Raw genomic sequence first — 21008 nt, forward strand, 5'->3', positions numbered from 1 at the left:
CCAACGTGAGCCATTCAGGATAAAGCATGCCGTACAGCTACCTATCACATCTACGTTGCAGCAAGACCGGCGAGATAGTGAATGCCGATCAGCCCCAGCAGTTGAGCCCGGTCGGTGCCCCCTTGCTGGCCAGTTACGACCTCGAGGCCCTGAAACAGGCCTGGCACCCGGCCGCTCTGCTGGGGCGCCCCGCCAGCCTGTGGCGCTACCACGAGCTGCTGCCGGTGCGCGACCCCGCCCAGGTGATCACCCTGGGGGAAGGCTTCACCCCTCTGCTGCCCCTGCCCGCTTTCGGCAAACAGATCGGCATTCCGGATCTCTGGATGAAGGATGAGAGCATCATCCCCACCGGTTCTTTCAAGGCCCGCGGCGCCGCGGTCGGCGTCTCCCGCGCCCGGGAGCTCGGCATCACCCACTTCGCCATGCCCACCAACGGCAACGCCGGTGCGGCCTGGGCGCTTTATGGCGCCCGCGCCGGCTTGCGCAGCACCATAGTCATGCCCCAGGCGGCACCCGCCATCACAAGACTGGAGACCTCGCTGGCCGGTGCCCGCCTCTATCTGGTGGATGGCCTCATCAGCGACGCCGGTCGCCAGGTGGCCGAGGCGGTGGCCGAGCAGGGGCTGTTCGATGCCTCCACCCTCAAGGAGCCCTATCGCATCGAGGGCAAGAAGACCATGGGGCTGGAGATAGCAGAGCAGCTCGGCTGGACCCTGCCGGACGTCATCCTCTACCCCACCGGCGGCGGGGTTGGTCTCATCGGCATCTACAAGGCGCTGCGGGAGTTGCAGGAGCTGGGCTGGGTCAAGGGGCCGCTGCCGCGACTGGTGGCGGTGCAGGCGAGCGGCTGCGCGCCCATCGTCCAGGCCTGGCAGCAGGGGGAGCGCGAATCGCGCTTCTGGCCCGATTCCCAGACCCTCGCTTTTGGCATCAACGTGCCCAAGGCGCTGGGGGACTTTCTGGTGCTGGACGCCCTCTATCGCACCGAGGGGTGCGCCGTCGCGGTGGACGATGGCGCCATCCAGCGCGAGATCCGTCAACTCGCCGCGCGCGAAGGCAGCTTCGTCTGCCCGGAAGGGGCGGCCGCCTTCGCCGCCGCCCGCCAGCTGCGGGAAGCTGGCTGGATACAGGGGGGCGAGCGGGTGGTGGTGCTCAACACCGGCGCCGGCATCAAGTACCCTGACGCCATCACGGTCGTGCCCCAGCGGCTGCGCCGCGACGGGAGGATCCCGGCATGAGCTTCGACTGGTCCTTTGTTCTCACTACCCTGCCGACGTTCGGCCAATCGGTCTGGGTCACCTTGCAGCTCGGCGCCATCGTGATCCTCACCTCGCTCGCCGTGGCGATACTCAACGTGACGCTGCAAAGCCTGCACAAGCCCTGGCTGAACGGGGTGATCCGCGCCTATGTGGAGCTGGCCCGCAACACGCCGCTCTTGATCCAGCTGTTCTTTCTCTACTTCGGGCTGCCGGCGCTCGGCATCTCGCTCTCCGGCTTTGCCACGGCGGTGATCGCCATGACCTTCCTCGGTGGCGGTTACCTCACCGAGGCGCTGCGGGCAGGCGTTCAGGCAATCCCCCCCAGCCAGCTGGAAGCAGGCCGGGCCATCGGCCTCTCCCGTTGGCAGCTGCTGCGCCACGTCCAGCTGCCCCAGGCCTGGCTCGCCAGCCTGCCGGCGCTGTTTGCCAACTTCATCTTTCTGCTCAAAGAGACCACGGTGGCTTCGGCGGTGGCGGTGCCCGAGCTCCTCTACACCACCAAGAACTACATCGCCCTCTACTACAAGACCTACGAGATGCTGGCGGTGCTGACCTTGATGTGCGTGCTGATCTTTCTGCCGCTCTCCCTTGCCCTGCGCGTCGTTGAAAGGAGGCTGCAACATGGTCAGTTCGGTCATTGAGCAACTGATGAAGGCACCTATTGTCCTGCTGCCGCCGTCACTCGCCACCCATGCACAAGAAAGGAGGGATCACTATGGCCAGTCCGGTCACTGAGCAGTTGGCGCAGGCGCTGCCGCTGCTGGCGGTGGGCGCGGGCCAGACCCTCGCCATCTCCCTGCTCGCCATCCTGTTCGCCACCCTGGGCGGGGTCGGTTACGGCGTGCTGGCCCAGCAAGGGGGAAGGCTGACTCGGGTCGTGCTGCGGGTCTATCTGGAGCTGTTTCGGGTGGTGCCCGTGCTGGTCTGGCTCTACCTCTTCTTCTTCGGGCTGCCGATCTTCTTTGGCCTGGATATCCCGGCCTTCTGGTGCGCCGTGCTGGTGCTGGCCCTGTGGGGCGCCAGCGAGGTAGGCGAAGTGGTTCGCGGCGGCCTCAACTCCCTCGCCCGCGGCCAGCAGGAGGCTGGCCTGGCGCTCGGGCTCTCCCGCTGGCAGCTCTATCGCCACGTGCTGCTGCCCCAGGCGCTGCAACGGCTGACGCCGCCGACCATCAACATCTACACCCGCATCATCAAGACCAGCTCCCTGGCGGTGCTGATCGGGGTGGTGGAGGTGATCAAGGTGGGCCAGCAGATCATCGAGCGCACCTATGGCTCGCTGCTTATCTACGGTCTGCTGTTCCTGTTCTTTTTTCTGGTCTGCTATCCGCTCTCGCTCGCCTCGCGCCGGCTGGAGCAACAATGGGGTAATGCGGTATGACACCTCTGCTTGAGCTCAATGCTGTCAGCAAACAATTCGGCCAACACCGGGTACTGGACGAGGTCAGCCTCACGGTGAACGCCGGGGAAGTGATTGTCATCCTGGGGCCAAGCGGTTGTGGCAAGAGCACCTTGCTGCGCACCCTCAACGGGCTCGAACCCATTCAGGGGGGCGACATTCGCTTCGACGGAGAGTTGCTGGATGCCAGCACCGACTGGCAGCGGCTTCGCCAGCGCATCGGCATGGTGTTCCAGAGCTATCACCTCTTCCCCAACCTGACGGTGCTGGAGAACGTGCTGCTCGGCCCTGTGCAGGTGCAGAAGCGGGAGCGGCAGGAGGCCCTGCTGCAGGCGGAGCAGCTGCTGACCCGCATCGGTCTGTGGGAGCGGCGCCATGACTATCCGCGCCAGCTCTCCGGCGGCCAGCAGCAGCGCATCGCCATCGTGCGGGCCCTGTGCATGAACCCCCAGGTGATGCTGTTTGACGAGGTGACCGCAGCGCTGGATCCCGAGATGGTACAGGAGGTGCTGGAGGTGATCCGGGATCTCGCCGGCAGCGGCATGACCCTGCTCATCGTCACCCACGAGCTGGCGTTCGCCCAGGCGGTGGCGGATCGCATCGTCTTCATGGACGGTGGCCACATCCTGGAGCAGGCCGCCCCCCATCAGTTTTTCGAGAGCCCGCGCAGCCAGCGTGCGCGCCAGTTCCTCGCCAAGTTTTCTTATACAACTGTCAGCAAACGAAAGGAGTCAGCATGAAGATAATTACCTCGGTCCTGTTTAGCGCCCTCATCGGCCTGGGCCTCGCCAGCGGCGCCGCCCAGGCAGAAGACGGTTCCCTCGCCAAGATCAAGGCGCGGGACAAGCTCATCGTCGGTGTCTTCACCGACAAGCCGCCGTTTGGCTATGTGGACGAGAAGGGCAACTACGTCGGCTTTGACACCGATCTCGGCCGCCGCTTCGCCAAGGATCTGCTGGGGGACGAGAACAAGGTCGAGTTCGTGGCGGTGGAGCCCGCCAGTCGCATTCCCTTCCTGCAGAGCGACAAGGTGGATCTGATCCTCGCCAACATGACGGTGACCCCGGAGCGGCGGCAGGTGGTGGACTTCACCAACCCGAACCTCAAGGTCGCGGTGCAGGTGCTGGTGCCGGAAGGCAGCGACGCCAAGAAGCTCGACGATCTGGCCGGCAAGCGGCTTATCGTCACCACCGGCACCACGGCCGACATCTGGCTGACCCGCAACCACCCGGACTGGAAGGTGCTCAAGTTCGAGAAGAACACCGAATCCCTGCAGGCCCTGGCCCAGGGCCGCGGCGATGCCTATGCCCAGGACAACCTGGTGCTGTTCAGCTGGGCCAAGGAGAACCCGGGCTATCGGGTGCTGCCCGAGAAGCTGGGCTCGGAAGACCCCATCGCGCCGGCGGTGAAGAAGGGCAATATCGAGCTGCGTGACTGGGTCAACGACCGTCTCGCCAAGCTGGGGGAAGAGAAGTACCTGCTGAAACTCTACGACCAGTATGTGCGCGACAAACTGAGCGCCGATACCGATCCCAACGACGTGATAGTGGAAGGAGGCAAGTGGCAGGGTTGAGCCCTGCCCCCACAGCAGTGCTGAGTGTGAAGTGTGTGATCTTTGGTTCCGTTGGTCTGCAAACCGCAAGGTTTGACCTTTCCAGGCGCCCCCTCCAGGTGGCGCCTTTTTTTTGTTTGCAAGACCCCGGCAGGCGGGACACCCGCTCTGTGAGCCAGCTCCCCCTGCCCCGGGATGCCCTGTGCCATCCTCACTGAAACGGCAGCGGGAGGAGAAACCCATGTGGATAGAGGCCGAGCCTGTCTACGGCGCCCTGGTGTCCCTGGCCATCGGACTCATCATCGGGCTGGAGCGGGGCTGGCAGGTGCGCCAGCTCGGAGACAACCAGCGCATCGCCGGGATGCGCACCTATGGCCTCATCGGTCTGCTCGGCGGGGTCTGCGCCCTGCTGCTGCCCACCCTGGGCGCCTGGCTGGCCCTGCTCGGTCTGCTGACCGTGGTGACGGGGTGCGGCCTCTCGGTCTGGCTGGCCCAGCGCTGGCAGGGGGAGTTCGGCCTCACCAGCTCGGTAGCCATGGTGCTCACCTACCTGCTGGGGCTGATGTCGGTGCTGCAGAGCCCGAGCGAGGCGGTGGCCTGCGCCGTGCTGGCGGCCCTCCTGATGGGGCTCAAGGGCAAGATCCAGCAGGGGATGCTGTTCTTGAGCGAAATGGAGTTTCACGCCACCCTGCGCTTTCTGCTTATCTCCCTGGTGCTGCTGCCGGTGCTCCCCGATACCGAGATGGGTCCCCTCAATGCCTTCAATCCCTTCAAGATCTGGCTCATGGTGGTGATGATCGCCGGCATCTCGTTCTGTGGTCACTTCGCGGTGCGCCTGCTCGGCACCCGCTCCGGGCTGGTGCTCACCAGCATGCTGGCGGGGCTCGCCTCCTCCACCGCCCTCACCCTGCAATTTGCCCGCCTCAACAAGGAGCAGGGAGGGCTGGAGCGGCTGCTGGCCACCGGCATTCTGCTGGCGGGAGCCACCATGTGGCTCAGGCTGCTGGCACTGGTGCTGATCATCCACGGAGAGCTGGCGCTGCGTCTGGCCGCCCCCCTGCTGCTGCTGGCAGCCATCGTCTACGGCTTTGCCTTCTGGTTCTGGCGCCAGCGGGAAGAGATGCCGGACGGCCCGGTACAGCCCGAAACCCGCAACCCGCTGGATCTCGCCACCGCCATCAAGTTCGGTCTGCTGCTCGCCCTCATCGGCTTCATGGCCACCCTGCTGCAAAGCAAGGTGGGCAACTCCGGGGTCTATCTGCTGTCGCTGGTCTCCGGCATCACCGACGTGGACGCCATCACCCTCTCCCTCTCCCAGCTCGCCCAGAAGGAGCTGGCCCTGGAGGTGGCGGCCAGGGGCATACTGCTCGCCGGGCTGGTCAACTCCCTGGTGAAAGGGGTGCTGGCACTGGTGATTGGCGGACGCAGCCTGGGGCGGCGGGTCTTGCTCCCCTACCTCGTCTCCATCCTGCTCATCCTGCCCCTTGTCCTGTGACGTGATGGCGTGATGGCGTGATGACAGGATGACGGGGATCACCTGACGGGCCCGGCACTCTGACACCCCCTCCCCTTGTCGCGTATACTGCCCCCTCTTGCAGCAGGAGGAGATGACCATGGCAAGCGACTGGGACAAGGTACTGGCGGGGGGCGCCCTGGACAGCCAGAGCGAGGAGATAGCGAACGACCGCATTCGCGGCCAGGCGCTGCTGAGCCGACTCAACGCCTCACCGGCGGGGGATCACGTCCTGCGCCAGCAGATCTGCCGTGACCTCTTCGCCCACTGCCCCGACTCCTGCTGGATCAGCACCCCCTTCACCTGCGAATTCGGCCGCAACATCCACATCGGCGAGAAGACCTTCTTCAACTTCAACGTCACCATACTCGACGTGGGCGAGGTGCACATCGGCAACCATGTGCTGCTGGCCCCCAACGTGCAGATCTACACCGCCACCCACACCATGGATCATCTGGAGCGACGCAACTGGACCGCTTACAACAAGCCGGTGCGGATCGGCGATGACTGCTGGATTGGCGGCGGAGCCATCATCTGCCCAGGCGTCACCATAGGGCCGCGCTCCATCATAGGGGCTGGCGCCGTGGTGACCCGGGACATCCCGGCGGACTCCCTGGCGGTGGGCAATCCGGCCCGGGTGATCCGCACGTTAAGCCCGGACGAGACCCGGGATCCGGCGTGCCTATCATGATGGTGCTGGCCCTGCTGCCCCTGGGCTGGGCAGGCTGGCTCGGGGTGCGGGACGCCAACTGGTGGCCGCTAGCCCTGATCCTGCTGATGAGCCTGCTGACCCTGGCTGCCTACGCCTGGGACAAGCGCCAGGCCATTCGTGGCGGCTGGCGCGTGCCCGAGGCCCGCCTGCACCTGCTTGAGCTGTGCGGCGGCTGGCCCGGCGCCCTGGTCGCCCGCCAGTGGCTGCGCCACAAGACCCAGAAGGGGAGCTACCGCCTGCGGTTCTGGGCCATCGTCTGGGGGCAGTTGCTGCTGCTCGGGATCTGGCTCGGCTGGCCGATCTGGCCGCTCTGAACAACCAGGCAGGCATTGCCGCCCAAGGTCGGGTATGAGACAACGACAGCACGGGAGACAGATCCTCTCGTTCAAATATTGAAAGGAGTCATTCATGACCATGTGGACAGGTATCGTTCTGATCGTCTTTATCAGCGTGTCGTTCAGCTATCTCACCAAGCGCGCCCGCTACCAGATGGGGGATGCCCGCATTACCGACCGTCTTGGCAAGCAGGACATGATCATCAAGGAGTTGCAGGAGCGCATCGCCAATCTGGAGGCCATCGTCATCGAGGAGGAGAAACGCCGCCCGTTCAAGGATCTCTGATCCGGCAAGCCGGGTGGCAAGCCAACCAGCCCCCGGGCTGCAAGGGTTTGCCGCCGCCCCCGTTCGCACCCGCTCGCCCTCTGCCTGGCAAAAACGAAATTCACAGCAGGATCAATCCCCTGCCATTTTTCGGCTGAATGCTCGCCAAGCTGGCCCGTTCCCTGCTCCGTCATGACATCAGTCGTACGGAGAGTGACATCATGATCGCCATCGGCACCCTGCTTCCCCTCGCCTCCCTTGCCATCAAGCTCGGCAGCAAGCTGCTGGGCGACGGCACGCCGCCCGCCCAGACCGAGCCTGCCGTGCAGGAAGAGCAGCTTGCCCCCACGGTACAGAGCCTGTTCCAGCGCCTTGGCATCCAGGAGGCTGACAGCGAGCAGAACAGCCCTGCCATCAACCACTTCATGGGGGCGCTGATGCAGACCCTGGGCCAGGAATCCTCGGGCCAGCCCCTGCCCCAGGCCATCGATGCCGCCCGCACCCAGTTGGCAGACGGCACCCAGAGCACCCGCCTCGATGCGCTGCAGAGCGAGCTCGACACCCTCAAGGGCTCCCTCGGCAACAGCGACCTCAACCTCGATCAGCTGCTCTACGCCTTCAAGCAGACCCTGACCCAGGGCCCGGGGGAAGGTGTCGGCAAGCTGCTCAATGCCAGCGCATGAGCGGGTGTGGAACCATGAAAAACGGCAACCATTAGGTTGCCGTTTTTGTCGGGCAGCTCCCTGGGTGCCACGCTAGGGCTGTGAAGGGGGCGGGTTCAGCATGGCGCCGGCCAGCGCGGTCTGCCCGCGATCCTGCAGGGCATTGGCCGCTCCCAGGCGATCCGCCGCCTCCTTGTTCTGACCCAGCTTGAACTTGCCGACCAGCCGCTCAACCTCGATCTCTATGCCCACCACGGCCTGCACCATGGTCTCGAGATAGTCTCTCGGTGCATCCGCCATCTTCCAGGGAATGGACTCTCCCGCCTCGTGGGTACGGGTCAGGGTCGCGAGCAAGCGACGCACGAAGCGGGCATCGTCCCTCACCCGGATACGGCCATGGGCGTGCACCACGGCATAGTTCCAGGTGGGCACCTGCTGGTGATGCACCTGCTTGCCCGGATACCAGCTGGGGGAGATATAACCCTCGGCGGCGCGGAAGATCACCAGCACCTTGTCGCCGTCTTTCACCTCCTGCCAGAGTGGGTTGTTGCGGGCCACATGGGCCCGCAGCACACCGTAGGCCCCCTGCGCCCCATCGAACTCGAACGGCAGGTGGTTGGCATCCAGCCCCCCTTCACCACAGGTGATCAGGGCCCCCAGGGGGTTCGCCTGCATCAGCTGGTGCAGCGCCTCGGGGTCGGTAACGGCGAAATGGGGTGGCAGGTACATGGGAACTCCTTGATCCGGTTGACGCGTCCATACGCATTGCAGCGGGATCATGCCCTGCCCGGCGCGGGCCGTCACCCTGAATGTGCCCCACTGAGCCAGTTCATTGCCGCAGGTGGCCGCAATGCCACATCATCATCCACAAGCGCGATATAACACCCTATGTTCACGATGCGAATATCACTTTAACAGCCCAAGTGAATGGAAAAACAACATCAATGACAAAGATAATTCCGCTTTACACCCCGCCCCCCTTCGCCAGATAGCCAATACGGTAGATCTCGCCCCCGGCAGGCAAGGGCGATGAGAGGGACGGGAGAAAATCCGCCTCCAGCCATTCCCATCGGGTGAGATCCCAGCCGCTCACCATGGCCTCGCCGTGCAGGTCGGCCAGCTGGCCGTGGGAAGCGACCTTGGTGCGCCGCAGCCTGGCCATGCAAGCCCCGTCGAGGGAGGCCGGATCCGGCGCCCGCAGCAGATGCCAGGTCTCGATGCGGGGCCAGCCGAAATGCCGGGTGAGCGCCGCGAATCCCTCGCTTGCCAGGAATCGGTGCATCGCCTCGGCGCTGTGCCACACATAGAAGGGGGCATAGCGGTTCTCCTGCCCCGGCAGGGCCCCATCGTCCTGACGGCTGTAGAGATAGGCCTTGAACAACAGACCGGGAAAGCCGTCCAGTCTGGCGCCATTGCTGGCGATCCGCTGCTCGATCAGCGCCATGTCGTAGTCTGCGGGCAGGGTGAATCGGTAGTGCATGGCGATCATGAGGCCACCTCCTGTCTGAACATCCGGCCCTGGCCGAAACTCCACGCCTCGGCATCGGTCTGCTGGATCACCACCATGAGGTTGTCGGGGTGGATCCCAAGCTCGGCCTCAAGGCGCTCGGCGAGACGTGCATAAAGCCGCTCCCTGGTCGCGGTGCTGCGCACCTTGCCCGCCAGGATCTGGAAGAGGATGAAACCTTGGTCCCGGCGGCCGGTCTGGTAGTGGGGGTCATAGATGAGCGCACTGGCAGGCAAGATCTCGAGGATCTGGAATTTATCCTTCGGCGGCACCTCGAACACCTCCACCAGGGTCTGGTGGTAGAGGGCGCTGAGTTGCTGCAGGTGTCCGTCGCTCATCCCCTCGCACAGGGTGATACGGGTCAGCGGCATGGGGTCACCTCCTCGCGGGGGGGCAGATAACCCACGGCTGTCACTGCGGCGGGCAAACCGGCGTAGAAGGCAAGATGGGTGAACAGCTCTTCCAGCTCATCCCGGGACAGGCCGTTTTGCCGGGCGAATGCAATATGCCAGGGCAGTTGTTGCACCCGGCCCAGTGACGCCAGGATGGCCAGGGTGATCAGGCTGCGCTCGCGGGCCGAGAGGGTGGGGCGCTGCCAGATATCGCCAAACAGCGTCTCTTCCGCCAGTCGGGCGAGTCGGGGGGCAAGCTGCGCCAGGGTGGCGCGATCGGGAACATCGGGTGTCATGGCAATCTCCTTGGTGGATGAAGCCACTCTCCCTCACTGCTACAATTTAAAAAATCGAAATATTCAAGACCAATCATCCCGATTATAAGGATAGTTATGTCACCCCTTCCCCCTAGCCTGGATCTCGATGCCCTGCGCAGCTACGTGCTGGGGCTGGAGTGCGGTAGCTTTGCGCTGGCGGCGCAGCGGCTGTGCCGCTCCACCTCGGCGGTCAGCGCCCAGTTGAAAAAACTCGAACAGCAGTGCGGCACCGATCTGGTCATGAAGCAGGGACGTCACCTGGTGCCGACGGCCAGCGGTGAGCGCCTGCTGGGCTACGCCAAGCGGCTGCTGGCGCTCAATGACGAAGCCGTGCTCGCCCTCAAAGGGGAACTGCTGCAAGGGGAGATCCGGCTCGGGGTGCAGGAGGACTTCGGCGAATCCTTGCTCCCCGCCGTGCTGGGGCCCCTCTGTCGTCAGCACCCGGCCCTGCGCATGACAACCCGCATCGATCGCAACGGGGCCCTGGTGCAGGGGATCAGGGAGGGCACCCTCGACATGGCTCTCGCCTGGCAGCCACAGGGAGAGCGGGAGGATCTTCCCCTCATCGAGGTGGTGCAACTGGCCTGGATTGCCCACCCCGAGTGGGACCCCGCCCCTTTGCTCGCGCGCGGGGAGCCCCTGCCCCTGGTGCTCTTCGATGCCCCCTGCCTGATGCGGGCACGGGCCATCCGCGCCCTCGACGATGCCGGGATCCCCTGGCGGATTGCCTTCACCAGCCAGAGCCTGGGCGGGATCTGGGCCGCCGTGCAGGCCGGGCTAGGGATCACGGTGCGTTCCCCCATCGGCATGCCGGCCAGTCTCGCCACCCTCGGCGGCGTGCTGCCCTCACCGGGCACCCTGGGGGTGGTGCTGCTCACTGCCAGCCATGAAACCGACGAGGCCAGGAGCCAGTTGCAACGACTGCTCACGGACGCCGTGCATCATGCCAGCGCCGGACACAGGGGCTGAACAGCGCCTGGTCAACGCGCCCCACGGCGCCGAGGCGTACCCATAAAAAAACGGCAACCCTGGGGTCGCCGTTCTGCCTTCTTGTTCCCATGGCGAGCCGCTTGGCTTAACCCGCCCGTTTGGCCAGCCAGGCCTCGGCGGCGGTGAGGGCTGCCTCTATCTGCTCGCGAGCGACGCCTCCCTTGGCAACCCGCTTGGCCAGAGTCGCTTCCAGCTCCAGGTTCGGGTAAACATCCTCCCCCACCACGGGGCTGAAGCGCTGGAACTCGGGGAGGGAGAGCTCTTCCAGGGGCTTTTTCACCTGGATCGCATAGACCACGGTCTCGCCGACGATATGGTGCGCCTCACGGAACGGAATCCCCTTGGCCACCAGATAGTCCGCCAGCTCGGTGGCGTTGGCGTAGCCGCCCTGGGCCGCTGCCATGGTGCGCTCGCCATTGACCTTCAGATCGATGAGCACCAGCGCCGCCATGTCGAGGCAGTCGTGCCAGGTATCGAGGGCGTCGAACAGCCCCTCTTTGTCTTCCTGCATGTCCTTGTTGTAGGCCAGCGGTAGCGCCTTGAGGCTCATCAGCATGCCCATCTGGGCGCCGACCACCCGGCCGGTCTTGCCACGAATGAGCTCCAGCGCGTCCGGGTTCTTCTTCTGGGGCATCAGAGACGAGCCGGAGGTGACGGCGTCAGACAGCTCGACAAAGCCCGCCTCGCCGGTGTTGTAGAAGATGAGATCTTCGGCAAAGCGCGACAGGTGGGTCATGGAGAGGGACGCCACGTGCATCAGCTCCACCACGTGATCCCGATCGGAGACCGAATCCAGGCTGTTGCGGGTAGCGCCGGCAAAGCCCATGTCGAGCGCCAGGGCTTCGCGGTCGATGGCATAGGCGGTGCCCGCCAGGGCGCCGCAGCCAAGCGGGCTGGTGTCGAGGCGCTTGAGGGCATCCTGCAGACGGGAATGGTCCCGCTCCAGCATCTCCACATAGGCCAGGGCCCAGTGGGCGTAAGTGACCGGTTGGGCACGCTGCAGGTGGGTGTAACCCGGCAGCACCGCGGCCTGGTTGGCACGGGCGGAGGCCACCAACCCCTGTTGCAGGGCGGTGATGGAGCCGAGCAGCAGTTCGCCCTGTGCCTTGCACCAGAGTTTAAGGTCGGTGGCGACCTGATCGTTGCGCGAGCGACCGGTGTGCAGCTTCTTGCCAAGGGCGCCGACGGCGTCGATGAGCTGGCTCTCGACCCAGGAGTGGATGTCTTCGGCGTCCGAGTTCAGGATCTGCTGGGGATCCTGCTGCACGGAGGCGAGCAGTACCTCCATCGCCTGCTGCAGCTTGCCCTGTTCACCCTCGGTCAACACCCCCACCTTGACCAGCGCTTTGGCCCAAGCCATGGAGCCTTGAATATCCTGCTCCGCCAGACGGTAGTCGAACCGCAGCGAATCGTTGAACTGCTTGAACCGGCTATCGGCTCCCTGACTGAAGCGTCCACCCCAAAGTGCCATACTGCTCTCCTTGAATGCGTTGTCGGCGGCCCCTTGCGCCGTCGAACTTGAAATCTTGCCCTGTTTTTCTGCGAGCCTGTTATCTCACAGAAGCGGCCAGGGCGCAGCCGCTCTTGTCACACCCGATGAGGATGGCAAAGGGCCTCTCTGCCTGTAAAAGAGGGGGCCATGCCCCCTCGTATCAACGGGTGATAGCGCTTGCTTAGCCGTGGGTATGGTCGCCACCGATGGCTTGATGCTGCTCTTTCATGGCGCGGATCCGGCTCGCCAGGGTGTAGAGACGGATGAAGCCTTCGGCATGGCTCTGGTCGTACACTTCGTCGGCACCGAAGGTGGCGAAGTCTTCGGAGTAGAGGCTGTTCGGCGACTTCTTCTGCACCGCGGTGACCTGACCCTTGTACATCTTCAGCACCACTTCACCGTCGAGCTCCTCGGCGATGGCGTTGGCGGAGGCGACAATGGCCTTGCACAGCGGGGTGAACCAGCGACCGTCATACACCAGGTGGGAGAACTCGGCACCCAGCTTTTCCCGCCAGGCGCGGGTCGGTCTGTCCAGTACCAGCTCTTCCACGGCGCGCAGTGCGGCAACCATCACGGTACCACCCGGGGTCTCGTAGCAGCCACGGGACTTCATGCCCACCATCCGGTTCTCGGTGATGTCGATCCGGCCCACGCCGTGCTTGCCAGCACGTTCGTTCAGGGTGGTCAGGATCTGGTGCGGGCTGAGCGGCTGGTCGTCAACGGCGACCACTTCGCCCTTGGCCACGGTCAGCTTGACGTATTCCGGCTCGTTCGGGGCATCCTCTGCAGAGACGGTCCACTGCCAGACGGCTTCGGACGGCTCGTTCCAGGTGCTCTCCAGCTCGCCACCCTCGGTGGAGATGTGCCAGGCGTTGGCGTCGCGGCTGTAGATCTTCTTCAGGGTCGCCTTGCAGGGGATGTTGCGGGCTTCCAGATAGGCCAGCAGATCTTCCCGGGAACGCATGTCCCACAACCGCCACGGGGCGATCACTTTCAGTTGGGGAGCCAGGGCAGCTACCGCCCCTTCGAACCGCACCTGGTCGTTGCCCTTGCCAGTGCAACCGTGGGAGATGGCATCAGCCCCTTCCGCCAGGGCAGCCTCGACCATCGCCTTGGCGATCACCGGACGGGCCATGGAGGTACCCAGCAGGTAGGTGCCTTCATAGACGGCGCCGGTCTTCAGGGTCGGGTAGACATACTCTTTGACGAACTCTTCCCGCAGATCCTTGACGATGCACTTGACCGCGCCGGAGGCGATGGCCTTCTGCTCGATCCCTTCCAGATCGTCACGCTCCTGGCCCACGTCGGCGACGAAGGCGATGATTTCAGCGTCATAGTGCTCCTTCAGCCAGGGAATGATGGCCGAGGTATCCAGTCCGCCCGAGTAAGCCAGTACGATCTTGTTGATTCCGCTCATTTACTTCTCTCCGTGATGATTCGATAAAAAGGGGTGATTCCGGGTCGGTTGCCGGATTACTTCTGGCCCTGTCCGAACAGGGTCAGCAGCACGGCGTTCTGGATATGCATCCGGTTTTCTGCCTCATCCATGATGAGGGAGGCTGGGCCGTCCATGACCTCCGAGGTGATCTCCAGCTCCCGGTGGGCCGGCTGGCAGTGCAGCACGTGCTGGATGCCGGTCCGATCGAGCAGGGCCTGGTTGATCTGATAAGGCATGAAGATATCTTTTACCTGCTCCATTGGTGTGTTGTCACCCATGGAAACCCAGGTATCGGTATAAACCACGTCAAAGCCTTCGATATCCGCGACATCATCGCTGATATGTATGGTCGCGCCAGATTGAGCTGCCAGCGCCTGGGCCTGCAGGAAGATCTGGGTATCCGGGCCATGACCTTTCGGGCAGACCAGGGTCACGTCGGTGCCGAGGGTCGCCCCCAGCAGCAGCAGGGAGTGGCTCACGTTGTTGCCATCGCCGAGATAGGCCAGCTTCACCTTGGCCAGATCGCTGTAGTGCTCGCTGATGGTCATGAAATCCGCCAGCCCCTGGCAGGGGTGGTAGAGGTTGCACAGGCTGTTGACCACAGGCACCGAGCCGAACTCGGCCAGCTCGACCAGGGTCTGGTGATCGAACACCCGGGCGACGATGGCATCACACCAGCGGGACAGGTTGCTGGCGAAATCCTTCACCGACTCCCGCTTGCCGAGCGCGCCGTTCTGCTGATCCAGATAGACGCTGTGACCACCCAGTTTGGCGATGCCGATGTCGAAGGTGACCCGGGTACGCAGGGAGGGCTTCTCGAACAGGGTGACCACGCTCTTGCCCGCCAGGGCCTGGCTGTATTTCTTCGGATCGGCCTTGACCGCTTTACCAAGCGCCAGCAGCGCCTCGATCTGGGCCTTGCTTAAATCACTGTCTTTCAGAAGATGTTGCATCGGATTGTCCTTTTCCCGGTGGAGATCAGAGGGTGACCTGGGTGCCAACAGCGCCGCCAGCCAGCAGCTTGAGCAGCTGATCCGGGTAGCGCCAGCTGGCGACACAGACCGGCTTGCCCAGGGTTTCTGCGGCGTGCAGGGCGGCTTTCACCTTGACGGCCATGCCGTCCGTGATAACGCCCTTCTCCATCAGGTCCAGCGCGCTCTGCTTGTCCAGTTGCGGCACCAGCTTGCCCTTGCCATCCAGAATGCCGCTCACATCCGACAGCATCACCAGATCGGCGCCCAGCGCTTCGGCGATGGCGGTGGCCGCCTGATCCGCATTGACGTTCATCATCTGTCCGTCGGCGGTAATGCCGATGGAGCTCACCACCGGCAGGAAGCCCTGCCCCAGGATGCCGGCCACCAGCGCCGGGTTGCCCGGTTTGCAGTCACCGACCGCACCGAGATCCGGATCGAGCTGGGTCACCTGGCACAGACCGCCGTCGGCGAGGCACAGACCCACAGCAGGAATGCCGGTGGAGATGGCCTTGGCCATCATCATCTTGTTGGCGGTCCCGGCCAGGGCACCGGCAATCACGGGGATCTGCTCGAACGGGGTCACCCGCAGGCCGTTCTTCTTGGTGGAGGTCATGCCCAACCCCTTGAGCAGGTCGTCCACCAGGCAGCCACCACCGTGCACCAGCACCAGAGGACGGTGCTGATCATCCAGGAAGGTCTTCAGGGTGGCGAACAGGGCGGTCAGGGCCTCGTCGTTCTCGATCAGGGCACCACCCAACTTGATTACCAGCGTCTGCTTGTCCATCTTCTCGATCCTTTCTTAAAGCGTTAAATCAGGCCGGTGGCCGGTTCAAAACCAAACTTGATATTTATGCACTGCATGGCTTGCGAGGCGGCCCCCTTGAGCAGGTTGTCGATGGCAGAAACCACCACCAGCATGTTGCCCTGCTGCTGCCAGGCGATGTCGCAGTAGGGCGTGCTCGCCACGCCGCGGATGGAGGGCATCTGGCCGGTGAGGCGTACCAGCGGCTTGCCTTCGTAGGCCTTGAGGTAGGCCTGATCCACCTGGGTCTGCGTCACCCCTTCAGCCAGTTGCACATAGATGGTGGCCAGGATGCCCCGCACATAGTTGCCGAGGTGGGGCTGGAACAGCACCTCCTTGCCGAGGTGGTGGCTGATCTCCGGCTGGTGCCTGTGATTGAAGGTGCCGTAGGGATTGAGGCTCACTTCGCAGAAACTGGTGTTGATGGCGGCCTTGCGACCGGCCCCGGAGACGCCGGAAACCGCATTGATGATGGGCTGCCATCCCTGGGCAATCAGCCCGGCCTGTTGCAGCGGCTTGAGGGCGCACAGGGAGGCGGTCGGGTAGCATCCCGGCACGGCAATCAGCTGGGCGGCCTTGACGGCATCGGCATTCCACTCGGCCAGACCGTAGGCGGCCTGCTCCAGCCACTGCTCATTCTCGTGGGTGAAGCCGTAGAAGGAGGAGTAGAACTGCTGATCGTTGACCCGGAAGGCACCGGAGAGATCGAACACCGGCAACCCCTTGGCCAGGAACTTGGGCGCGAGTTCTGCACTCACCTCGTGAGCAGTGGCCAGCACCACCAGATCGGCCTGGGTCAGGATCCGGGTCATGCCGTCTTCGTCCAGGGGCAGCAGCGGCTGATCCAGCTTGCCCACCCACTGGGGATGCAGGGAAGAGAAGCGCTTGTGGGCGTCCTGGCTGCCGGCGGAAACATAGAGGCCGAACAGCTCGAGTTGTGGATGGTTCTGGACCAGAGCGGCCAGTTCGGCCCCCGCGTAGCCACTGGCACCGACGATAACGGTCTTAAGCATGTTTGAGTATTCCAAGTCTGGGTTCGAAATTCACAGCATGGTGCTGCGGTGCAAGGGGTCGGCTATCGCCCCTTTGATGCAACGAGTGCGGAGGGGCAATTCAGGCGGATATGCGTCGTCGGTTACAGATCAGGTGACAGAACATTAACTTTCCCTTACAACTAGAGGCCTTGTCGATGAGCACTCGAACAGAATATTCATGCACTCACTTTGCATTTGTATTTTCTAACAGAAACACTCCGGGGACGCAAGGAGGAGCTGATGGCCAAACTGGATTTTTTTTCACTTTATAAGAATATTATTGCGATTCCCTCTATCAGCAGCACGGATACTCGCTGGGATCAGAGCAACGAGGCGGTGATCCGGCTGCTGGCCGACTGGTTCGGCCAGCTTGGGTTCCAGTGCGAGGTCACGGCCCTGCCGGATCTGCCGGGCAAGTTCAACCTGGTGGCGACCTATGGTCAGGGAGAAGGGGGGCTGCTGCTGGCGGGCCACACGGATACGGTTCCCTTCGATGAAGGAGCCTGGACCAAAGACCCCTTCAAGGTGACCGAAGAGGGCAACCGCCTGTACGGGCTCGGCACCATCGACATGAAGGGCTTCTTCGCCTTTATCGTGGAAGCGCTCAAGGAGGTCGACCTCAAGACCCTGAGCAAGCCGCTGCGCATCCTGGCCACCGCCGATGAAGAGACCACCATGGCCGGGGCCCGCGCCATCGCCGCCGCAGCTGAACTCAAACCCGATTACGCGGTGATCGGCGAACCCACCGGGCTGGTGCCCGTGGTGGCCCACAAGGGCCACATGTCGGAAGCTATTCGCATCACAGGCCGAAGCGGCCACAGTTCGGATCCCGCCAACGGCGTCAACGCCATGGAGATCATGCACCAGGCCATGGGCCAGGTGCTCAAGCTGCAGCGGGATCTGAAGGAGAAGTACGCCGACCATCGCTTCGCCGTGCCCCAGCCCACCCTGAACCTCGGCTACATCCAGGGGGGCGACAGCCCGAACCGCATCTGCGGCTGCTGCGAGCTGCACATCGACATGCGTCCCACCCCGCAGGTGGGTCCCGACGAGCTGATGGGCATGCTCAAAGAGGCGCTCTCCCCCATCGAGATCCACCAGCCCGGCTGCCTGCACCTGCAGCACCTGCACGAACCCATTCCGGCCTATGCCTGCCAGGATGACTCCGAGCTGGTGCGGGAGGCGGAAAAGGCGAGCGGCCGGGCCGCCGAGTCCGTGAACTATTGCACCGAAGCCCCCTTTATCCAGCAACTGGGTTGCGAGACCATAGTGATGGGCCCAGGCCATATAACCCAGGCCCACCAGCCCGATGAATACCTGGATCTGTCGTTCGTCAAACCGACCACGGCGGTGCTGCAGCACCTGATCCGGCGCTTCTGCGTCTAGCCAAATAGGGATGTAAGTAAGTTACATGACAGGCGCCTTGGGACAGGTGAGGGAAATACATGTTCTGAATCGGCTTGTTATTTGACCTTGCGCAGACAATCTGGGTAGATTGTCCCCCTAAGATGACGGAGCATATGTTGTAATCGCACAACAATAAGTGAGGTCGCCTCCCACCTGGAAGGTCAGGAGGCACCAACAAAATAAGGATGTGGAATGAACGAAAAGTACGCCGCACTACGGGCCAACGTAGGCATGTTGGGCCAACTGCTGGGTAAATCCATCAAGGATCATCAGGGGCAGGCCTTCCTCGACAAGATTGAGACCATTCGCCAACTGGCCAAGTCTTCCCGTAAGGGGAACGAGGCTGACAGAGAGCGCCTGCTCGACACCCTGCGTACCCTCTCCGATGACGAACTGCTGCCCGTGGCCCGTGCCTTCAGCCAGTTCCTCAACCTAGCGAACGTGGCGGAGCAGTTCCACACCATCTCCCGTCGCTGCGAAGAGCAGGTCTGCACCCCGGACCCGCTGGAGCAGATGTTCGACAAGCTGAAAGCCTCCAACCTGTCCCAGGAGGCCATCATCCAGGCCGTGCGCGAGCTGGACATCGATCTGGTGCTGACCGCTCACCCCACCGAGGTGACCCGTCGTACCCTGATCCACAAGCACGTGCAGCTCAACGACTGCCTCGAGGCCCTGGAACTCTCCGATCTGCTGCCCCGCGAGCGGGACAAGATCCAGAGTCGCATCGAGCAGCTGGTCAACCAGGCCTGGCACACCAACGAGATCCGCGAACAGCGCCCGACCCCGGTGGACGAAGCCAAGTGGGGCTTCGCCGTGGTGGAAAACAGCCTGTGGCCGGCCATCCCCGAATTCATGCGCAATCTGGACGAGCGCCTGCAACACCATCTGGGTGTGCGGCTGCCGCTGGATGCCGCGCCGGTCAAGTTCACCTCCTGGATGGGCGGTGACCGCGACGGCAACCCCTTCGTCACCGCCAAGGTGACCGCCGAAGTGCTGGAGCTGGGCCGCTGGATGGCGGTGAGCCTGTTCTACAAGGACATCAAGGAGCTCACCTCCGAGCTCTCCATGGCCGATTGCACCGACGCCGTGCGTGCCCGGGTCGGCGACAATCCCGAGCCCTATCGCGCCCTGGTGCGTGAGCTGCGCGAGCAGCTGCGCGAGACCCAGGAGTACCTGACCGCCAAGGTACAGGGCCAGGCGAGCGAGAGCCGGGATCTGGTCAAGAGCACCGCCCAGCTGCGCGAGCCCCTGGAGCTCTGCTACCACTCCCTGCATGCCTGCGGCATGGGCAACATCGCCGACGGCATGCTGCTGGACGTGCTGCGCAAACTGGCCTGCTTCGGCATCCACCTGGTCAAGCTGGACATCCGTCAGGATGGCGAGCGTCACGGCCAGGTCTTCTCCGAGCTGACCCGCTACCTGGGTGTGGGCGACTACGCCGAGTGGAGCGAAGAGGACAAGCAGGCCTTCCTGCTGCGCGAGCTGAACTCCCGCCGCCCCCTCATCCCGAGCGACTGGGATCCCAGTGCCGAGACCCGCGAGACCATCGACACCTGTCGCGTCATCGCCCAGCACGACCCCGATGCGTTCGGCATCTACATCATCTCCATGGCCGGTGCCCCGTCCGATGTCTTGGCGGTCCAGCTGTTGCTGAAGGAAGCTGGCTGCAAGTTCCGCATGCCGGTTGCCCCGCTGTTCGAGACCCAGGAAGACCTGATGGCGGGCACCGCCGTGATGGAACGCCTGCTGTCGGTGGACTGGTATCGCGGTTACATCCAGGGCCGTCAGTACGTGATGATCGGCTACTCCGACTCCGCCAAGGATGCAGGCATGATGGCCGCAGGCTGGGCCCAGTACGCCGCCATGGAATCCCTGGTGGCGCTGGCTGAAGCCAACAACATCCGCCTCACCCTGTTCCATGGCCGCGGCGGTACCGTCGGCCGTGGCGGCGCACCCGCCCATCAGGCGATCCTGTCGCAACCCCCGGGATCCCTGCGCGGCGGCCTGCGGGTCACCGAACAGGGGGAGATGATCCGCTTCAAGTTCGGCTTGCCGAAGGTGGCCATCCAGAGCCTGAACCTCTACACCAGCGCCGTGCTGGAGGGGAACCTGCTGCCGCCGCCCAAGCCGAAAGAGAGCTGGCGCGCCGTGATGGAGCAGCTGGCGTCTGTCTCCTGCGATCACTACCGCAGTATCGTGCGCGGTCACCCGGACTTCGTGCCTTACTTCCGCGCCGCCACCCCGGAGATGGAGCTCGGCAAGCTGCCGCTCGGTTCCCGCCCCGCCAAGCGCAAGCCCAACGGCGGTGTCGAGAGCCTGCGCGCCATCCCCTGGATCTTCGCCTGGACCCAGAACCGGCTGATGCTGCCGGCCTGGCTCGGCGCCCACAAGGGATTGCAACAGGCCATCGACGACGGCCAGAAGAGCGTGCTGGACGAGATGAGCCGCCAGTGGCCCTTCTTCCGCACCCGTCTCGAGATGCTGGAGATGGTGTTCCTCAAGGCCGACCTCTGGCTGGCGGAATACTATGACACCCGCCTGGTGCCGGAGAACCTGTGGGCACTCGGCAAGCAGCTGCGTCAGGAGCTTGCCGACTCCATCGAAGTGGTGCTGAAACTGCGCCCGCAGGGCGACCTGCTGGACGATCAGCCCTGGATCAAGGAGTCCATCAAGCTGCGCAACCCCTACACCGACCCGCTCAACGTGCTGCAGGCCGAGCTGCTCAATCGCTCCCGCAACCACCCGGAGACCCTGCACCCCGAGCTGGATCAGGCGCTGATGGTCACCATCGCCGGCATCGCCGCCGGCATGCGCAACACCGGCTGATCCCGGACCGTTGCAAACAAGGGCGCCCCGGCGCCCTTTTTCGTCCCTGCCGGGCACGGGGATCCCGATATTGCCGCCAGCACAGCCCCCTCTAAGGGAAAAAAGCATCCACAACAAACAGGGCGCCATGATGGC

The 21008-nt window shown here is 63.9% G+C and carries 22 protein-coding genes; 13 read left to right on the plus strand and 9 right to left on the minus strand.

Annotated features, from left to right (window positions below; translation table 11 throughout):
* Positions 1–26 precede the first annotated feature (26 nt).
* The 10 genes from AB5Y50_RS01990 to AB5Y50_RS02035 all read left to right on the plus strand — a co-directional run bounded on the left by AB5Y50_RS01990 (position 27) and on the right by AB5Y50_RS02035 (position 7715).
* Positions 27–1238 carry a threonine synthase gene (locus AB5Y50_RS01990; RefSeq protein ID WP_043154845.1) on the plus strand — a complete coding sequence of 404 codons (1212 nt, stop codon included), beginning with the start codon at positions 27–29 and terminating at the stop codon, positions 1236–1238.
* Positions 1235–1900 carry an amino acid ABC transporter permease gene (locus AB5Y50_RS01995; protein WP_043154846.1) on the plus strand — a complete coding sequence of 222 codons (666 nt, stop codon included), beginning with the start codon at positions 1235–1237 and terminating at the stop codon, positions 1898–1900. Before AB5Y50_RS01990 ends, AB5Y50_RS01995 begins: the two co-directional genes overlap by 4 nt.
* A 74-nt stretch (positions 1901–1974) precedes the next feature.
* Positions 1975–2637 (plus strand): amino acid ABC transporter permease, encoded by a 663-nt coding sequence (locus AB5Y50_RS02000; RefSeq protein WP_043154847.1) that lies wholly within the window; start codon positions 1975–1977, stop codon positions 2635–2637.
* Positions 2634–3395, plus strand: a complete 762-nt coding sequence (locus AB5Y50_RS02005; protein ID WP_043154848.1) for an amino acid ABC transporter ATP-binding protein — start codon at positions 2634–2636, stop codon at positions 3393–3395. The genes AB5Y50_RS02000 and AB5Y50_RS02005 overlap by 4 nt, the downstream gene beginning before the upstream one ends.
* A complete protein-coding gene (locus AB5Y50_RS02010) occupies positions 3392–4228 on the plus strand; it encodes a transporter substrate-binding domain-containing protein (protein ID WP_039040560.1) in 837 nt (278 codons plus the stop codon). The genes AB5Y50_RS02005 and AB5Y50_RS02010 overlap by 4 nt, the downstream gene beginning before the upstream one ends.
* A 220-nt stretch (positions 4229–4448) precedes the next feature.
* Complete coding sequence (locus AB5Y50_RS02015; protein ID WP_043154849.1) at positions 4449–5702, plus strand: MgtC/SapB family protein; 1254 nt, start codon at positions 4449–4451, stop codon at positions 5700–5702.
* A gap of 118 nt (positions 5703–5820) precedes the next feature.
* The gene (locus AB5Y50_RS02020) at positions 5821–6411 is read left to right on the plus strand and encodes a sugar O-acetyltransferase (RefSeq protein WP_043154869.1); all 591 of its coding nucleotides are present in this window, start codon (positions 5821–5823) and stop codon (positions 6409–6411) included.
* A complete protein-coding gene (locus tag AB5Y50_RS02025; RefSeq protein ID WP_043154851.1) occupies positions 6408–6746 on the plus strand; it encodes a DUF1294 domain-containing protein in 339 nt (112 codons plus the stop codon). Before AB5Y50_RS02020 ends, AB5Y50_RS02025 begins: the two co-directional genes overlap by 4 nt.
* Positions 6747–6840: 94 nt before the next feature.
* Complete coding sequence (locus tag AB5Y50_RS02030; RefSeq protein WP_043154852.1) at positions 6841–7053, plus strand: hypothetical protein; 213 nt, start codon at positions 6841–6843, stop codon at positions 7051–7053.
* A gap of 200 nt (positions 7054–7253) precedes the next feature.
* Positions 7254–7715, plus strand: a complete 462-nt coding sequence (locus tag AB5Y50_RS02035) for a hypothetical protein (RefSeq protein ID WP_043154870.1) — start codon at positions 7254–7256, stop codon at positions 7713–7715.
* A 72-nt stretch (positions 7716–7787) separates the two neighbouring features.
* On the opposite strand, the gene AB5Y50_RS02040 is transcribed toward AB5Y50_RS02035, so the two are convergent.
* The 4 genes from AB5Y50_RS02040 to AB5Y50_RS02055 form a co-directional block, all read right to left on the minus strand.
* Positions 7788–8423, minus strand: a complete 636-nt coding sequence (locus AB5Y50_RS02040; protein ID WP_043154854.1) for an FMN-binding negative transcriptional regulator — start codon at positions 8421–8423, stop codon at positions 7788–7790.
* A 235-nt stretch (positions 8424–8658) separates the two neighbouring features.
* A complete protein-coding gene (locus AB5Y50_RS02045) occupies positions 8659–9183 on the minus strand; it encodes a DUF4865 family protein (protein ID WP_043154856.1) in 525 nt (174 codons plus the stop codon).
* A complete protein-coding gene (locus AB5Y50_RS02050; protein ID WP_043154858.1) occupies positions 9180–9572 on the minus strand; it encodes a tautomerase family protein in 393 nt (130 codons plus the stop codon). Before AB5Y50_RS02050 ends, AB5Y50_RS02045 begins: the two co-directional genes overlap by 4 nt.
* Positions 9563–9889 (minus strand): carboxymuconolactone decarboxylase family protein, encoded by a 327-nt coding sequence (locus AB5Y50_RS02055; RefSeq protein WP_010675684.1) that lies wholly within the window; start codon positions 9887–9889, stop codon positions 9563–9565. The genes AB5Y50_RS02050 and AB5Y50_RS02055 overlap by 10 nt, the downstream gene beginning before the upstream one ends.
* A gap of 96 nt (positions 9890–9985) precedes the next feature.
* Between AB5Y50_RS02055 and AB5Y50_RS02060 the strand changes: the two genes are divergently transcribed.
* A complete protein-coding gene (locus AB5Y50_RS02060) occupies positions 9986–10879 on the plus strand; it encodes a LysR substrate-binding domain-containing protein (RefSeq protein ID WP_114522691.1) in 894 nt (297 codons plus the stop codon).
* Between the two features lie 106 nt (positions 10880–10985).
* Here the strand turns inward: AB5Y50_RS02060 and argH are convergent, their stop codons facing one another.
* From argH to argC, 5 genes are all read right to left on the minus strand, one after another.
* Positions 10986–12371, minus strand: a complete 1386-nt coding sequence (argH, locus tag AB5Y50_RS02065) for an argininosuccinate lyase (protein ID WP_114522690.1) — start codon at positions 12369–12371, stop codon at positions 10986–10988.
* Between the two features lie 202 nt (positions 12372–12573).
* Positions 12574–13809 (minus strand): argininosuccinate synthase, encoded by a 1236-nt coding sequence (locus AB5Y50_RS02070; protein WP_010675687.1) that lies wholly within the window; start codon positions 13807–13809, stop codon positions 12574–12576.
* Positions 13810–13865: 56 nt separating this feature from the next.
* A complete protein-coding gene (locus tag AB5Y50_RS02075; protein ID WP_049636111.1) occupies positions 13866–14783 on the minus strand; it encodes an ornithine carbamoyltransferase in 918 nt (305 codons plus the stop codon).
* A gap of 25 nt (positions 14784–14808) precedes the next feature.
* Entirely contained in the window at positions 14809–15588 is a 780-nt protein-coding gene (gene argB, locus AB5Y50_RS02080; RefSeq protein ID WP_010675689.1) for an acetylglutamate kinase, read from the minus strand.
* A 23-nt stretch (positions 15589–15611) separates the two neighbouring features.
* On the minus strand, positions 15612–16619 hold the full coding sequence (gene argC, locus AB5Y50_RS02085; RefSeq protein ID WP_049636112.1) for an N-acetyl-gamma-glutamyl-phosphate reductase: 1008 nt from the start codon (positions 16617–16619) through the stop codon (positions 15612–15614).
* Positions 16620–16880: 261 nt separating this feature from the next.
* Between argC and argE the strand changes: the two genes are divergently transcribed.
* Together argE and ppc are read left to right on the plus strand one after the other, a co-directional pair.
* Positions 16881–18026 (plus strand): acetylornithine deacetylase, encoded by a 1146-nt coding sequence (gene argE, locus AB5Y50_RS02090; RefSeq protein ID WP_223955802.1) that lies wholly within the window; start codon positions 16881–16883, stop codon positions 18024–18026.
* Positions 18027–18239: 213 nt separating this feature from the next.
* On the plus strand, positions 18240–20873 hold the full coding sequence (gene ppc / locus AB5Y50_RS02095; RefSeq protein ID WP_010675692.1) for a phosphoenolpyruvate carboxylase: 2634 nt from the start codon (positions 18240–18242) through the stop codon (positions 20871–20873).
* Positions 20874–21008: the final 135 nt, after the last annotated feature.

Origin of the sequence: Aeromonas sp. s6 (genome assembly GCF_040907815.1) — a bacterium.
In the GTDB taxonomy this organism is placed as follows: Bacteria; Pseudomonadota; Gammaproteobacteria; order Enterobacterales; family Aeromonadaceae; genus Aeromonas; species Aeromonas caviae.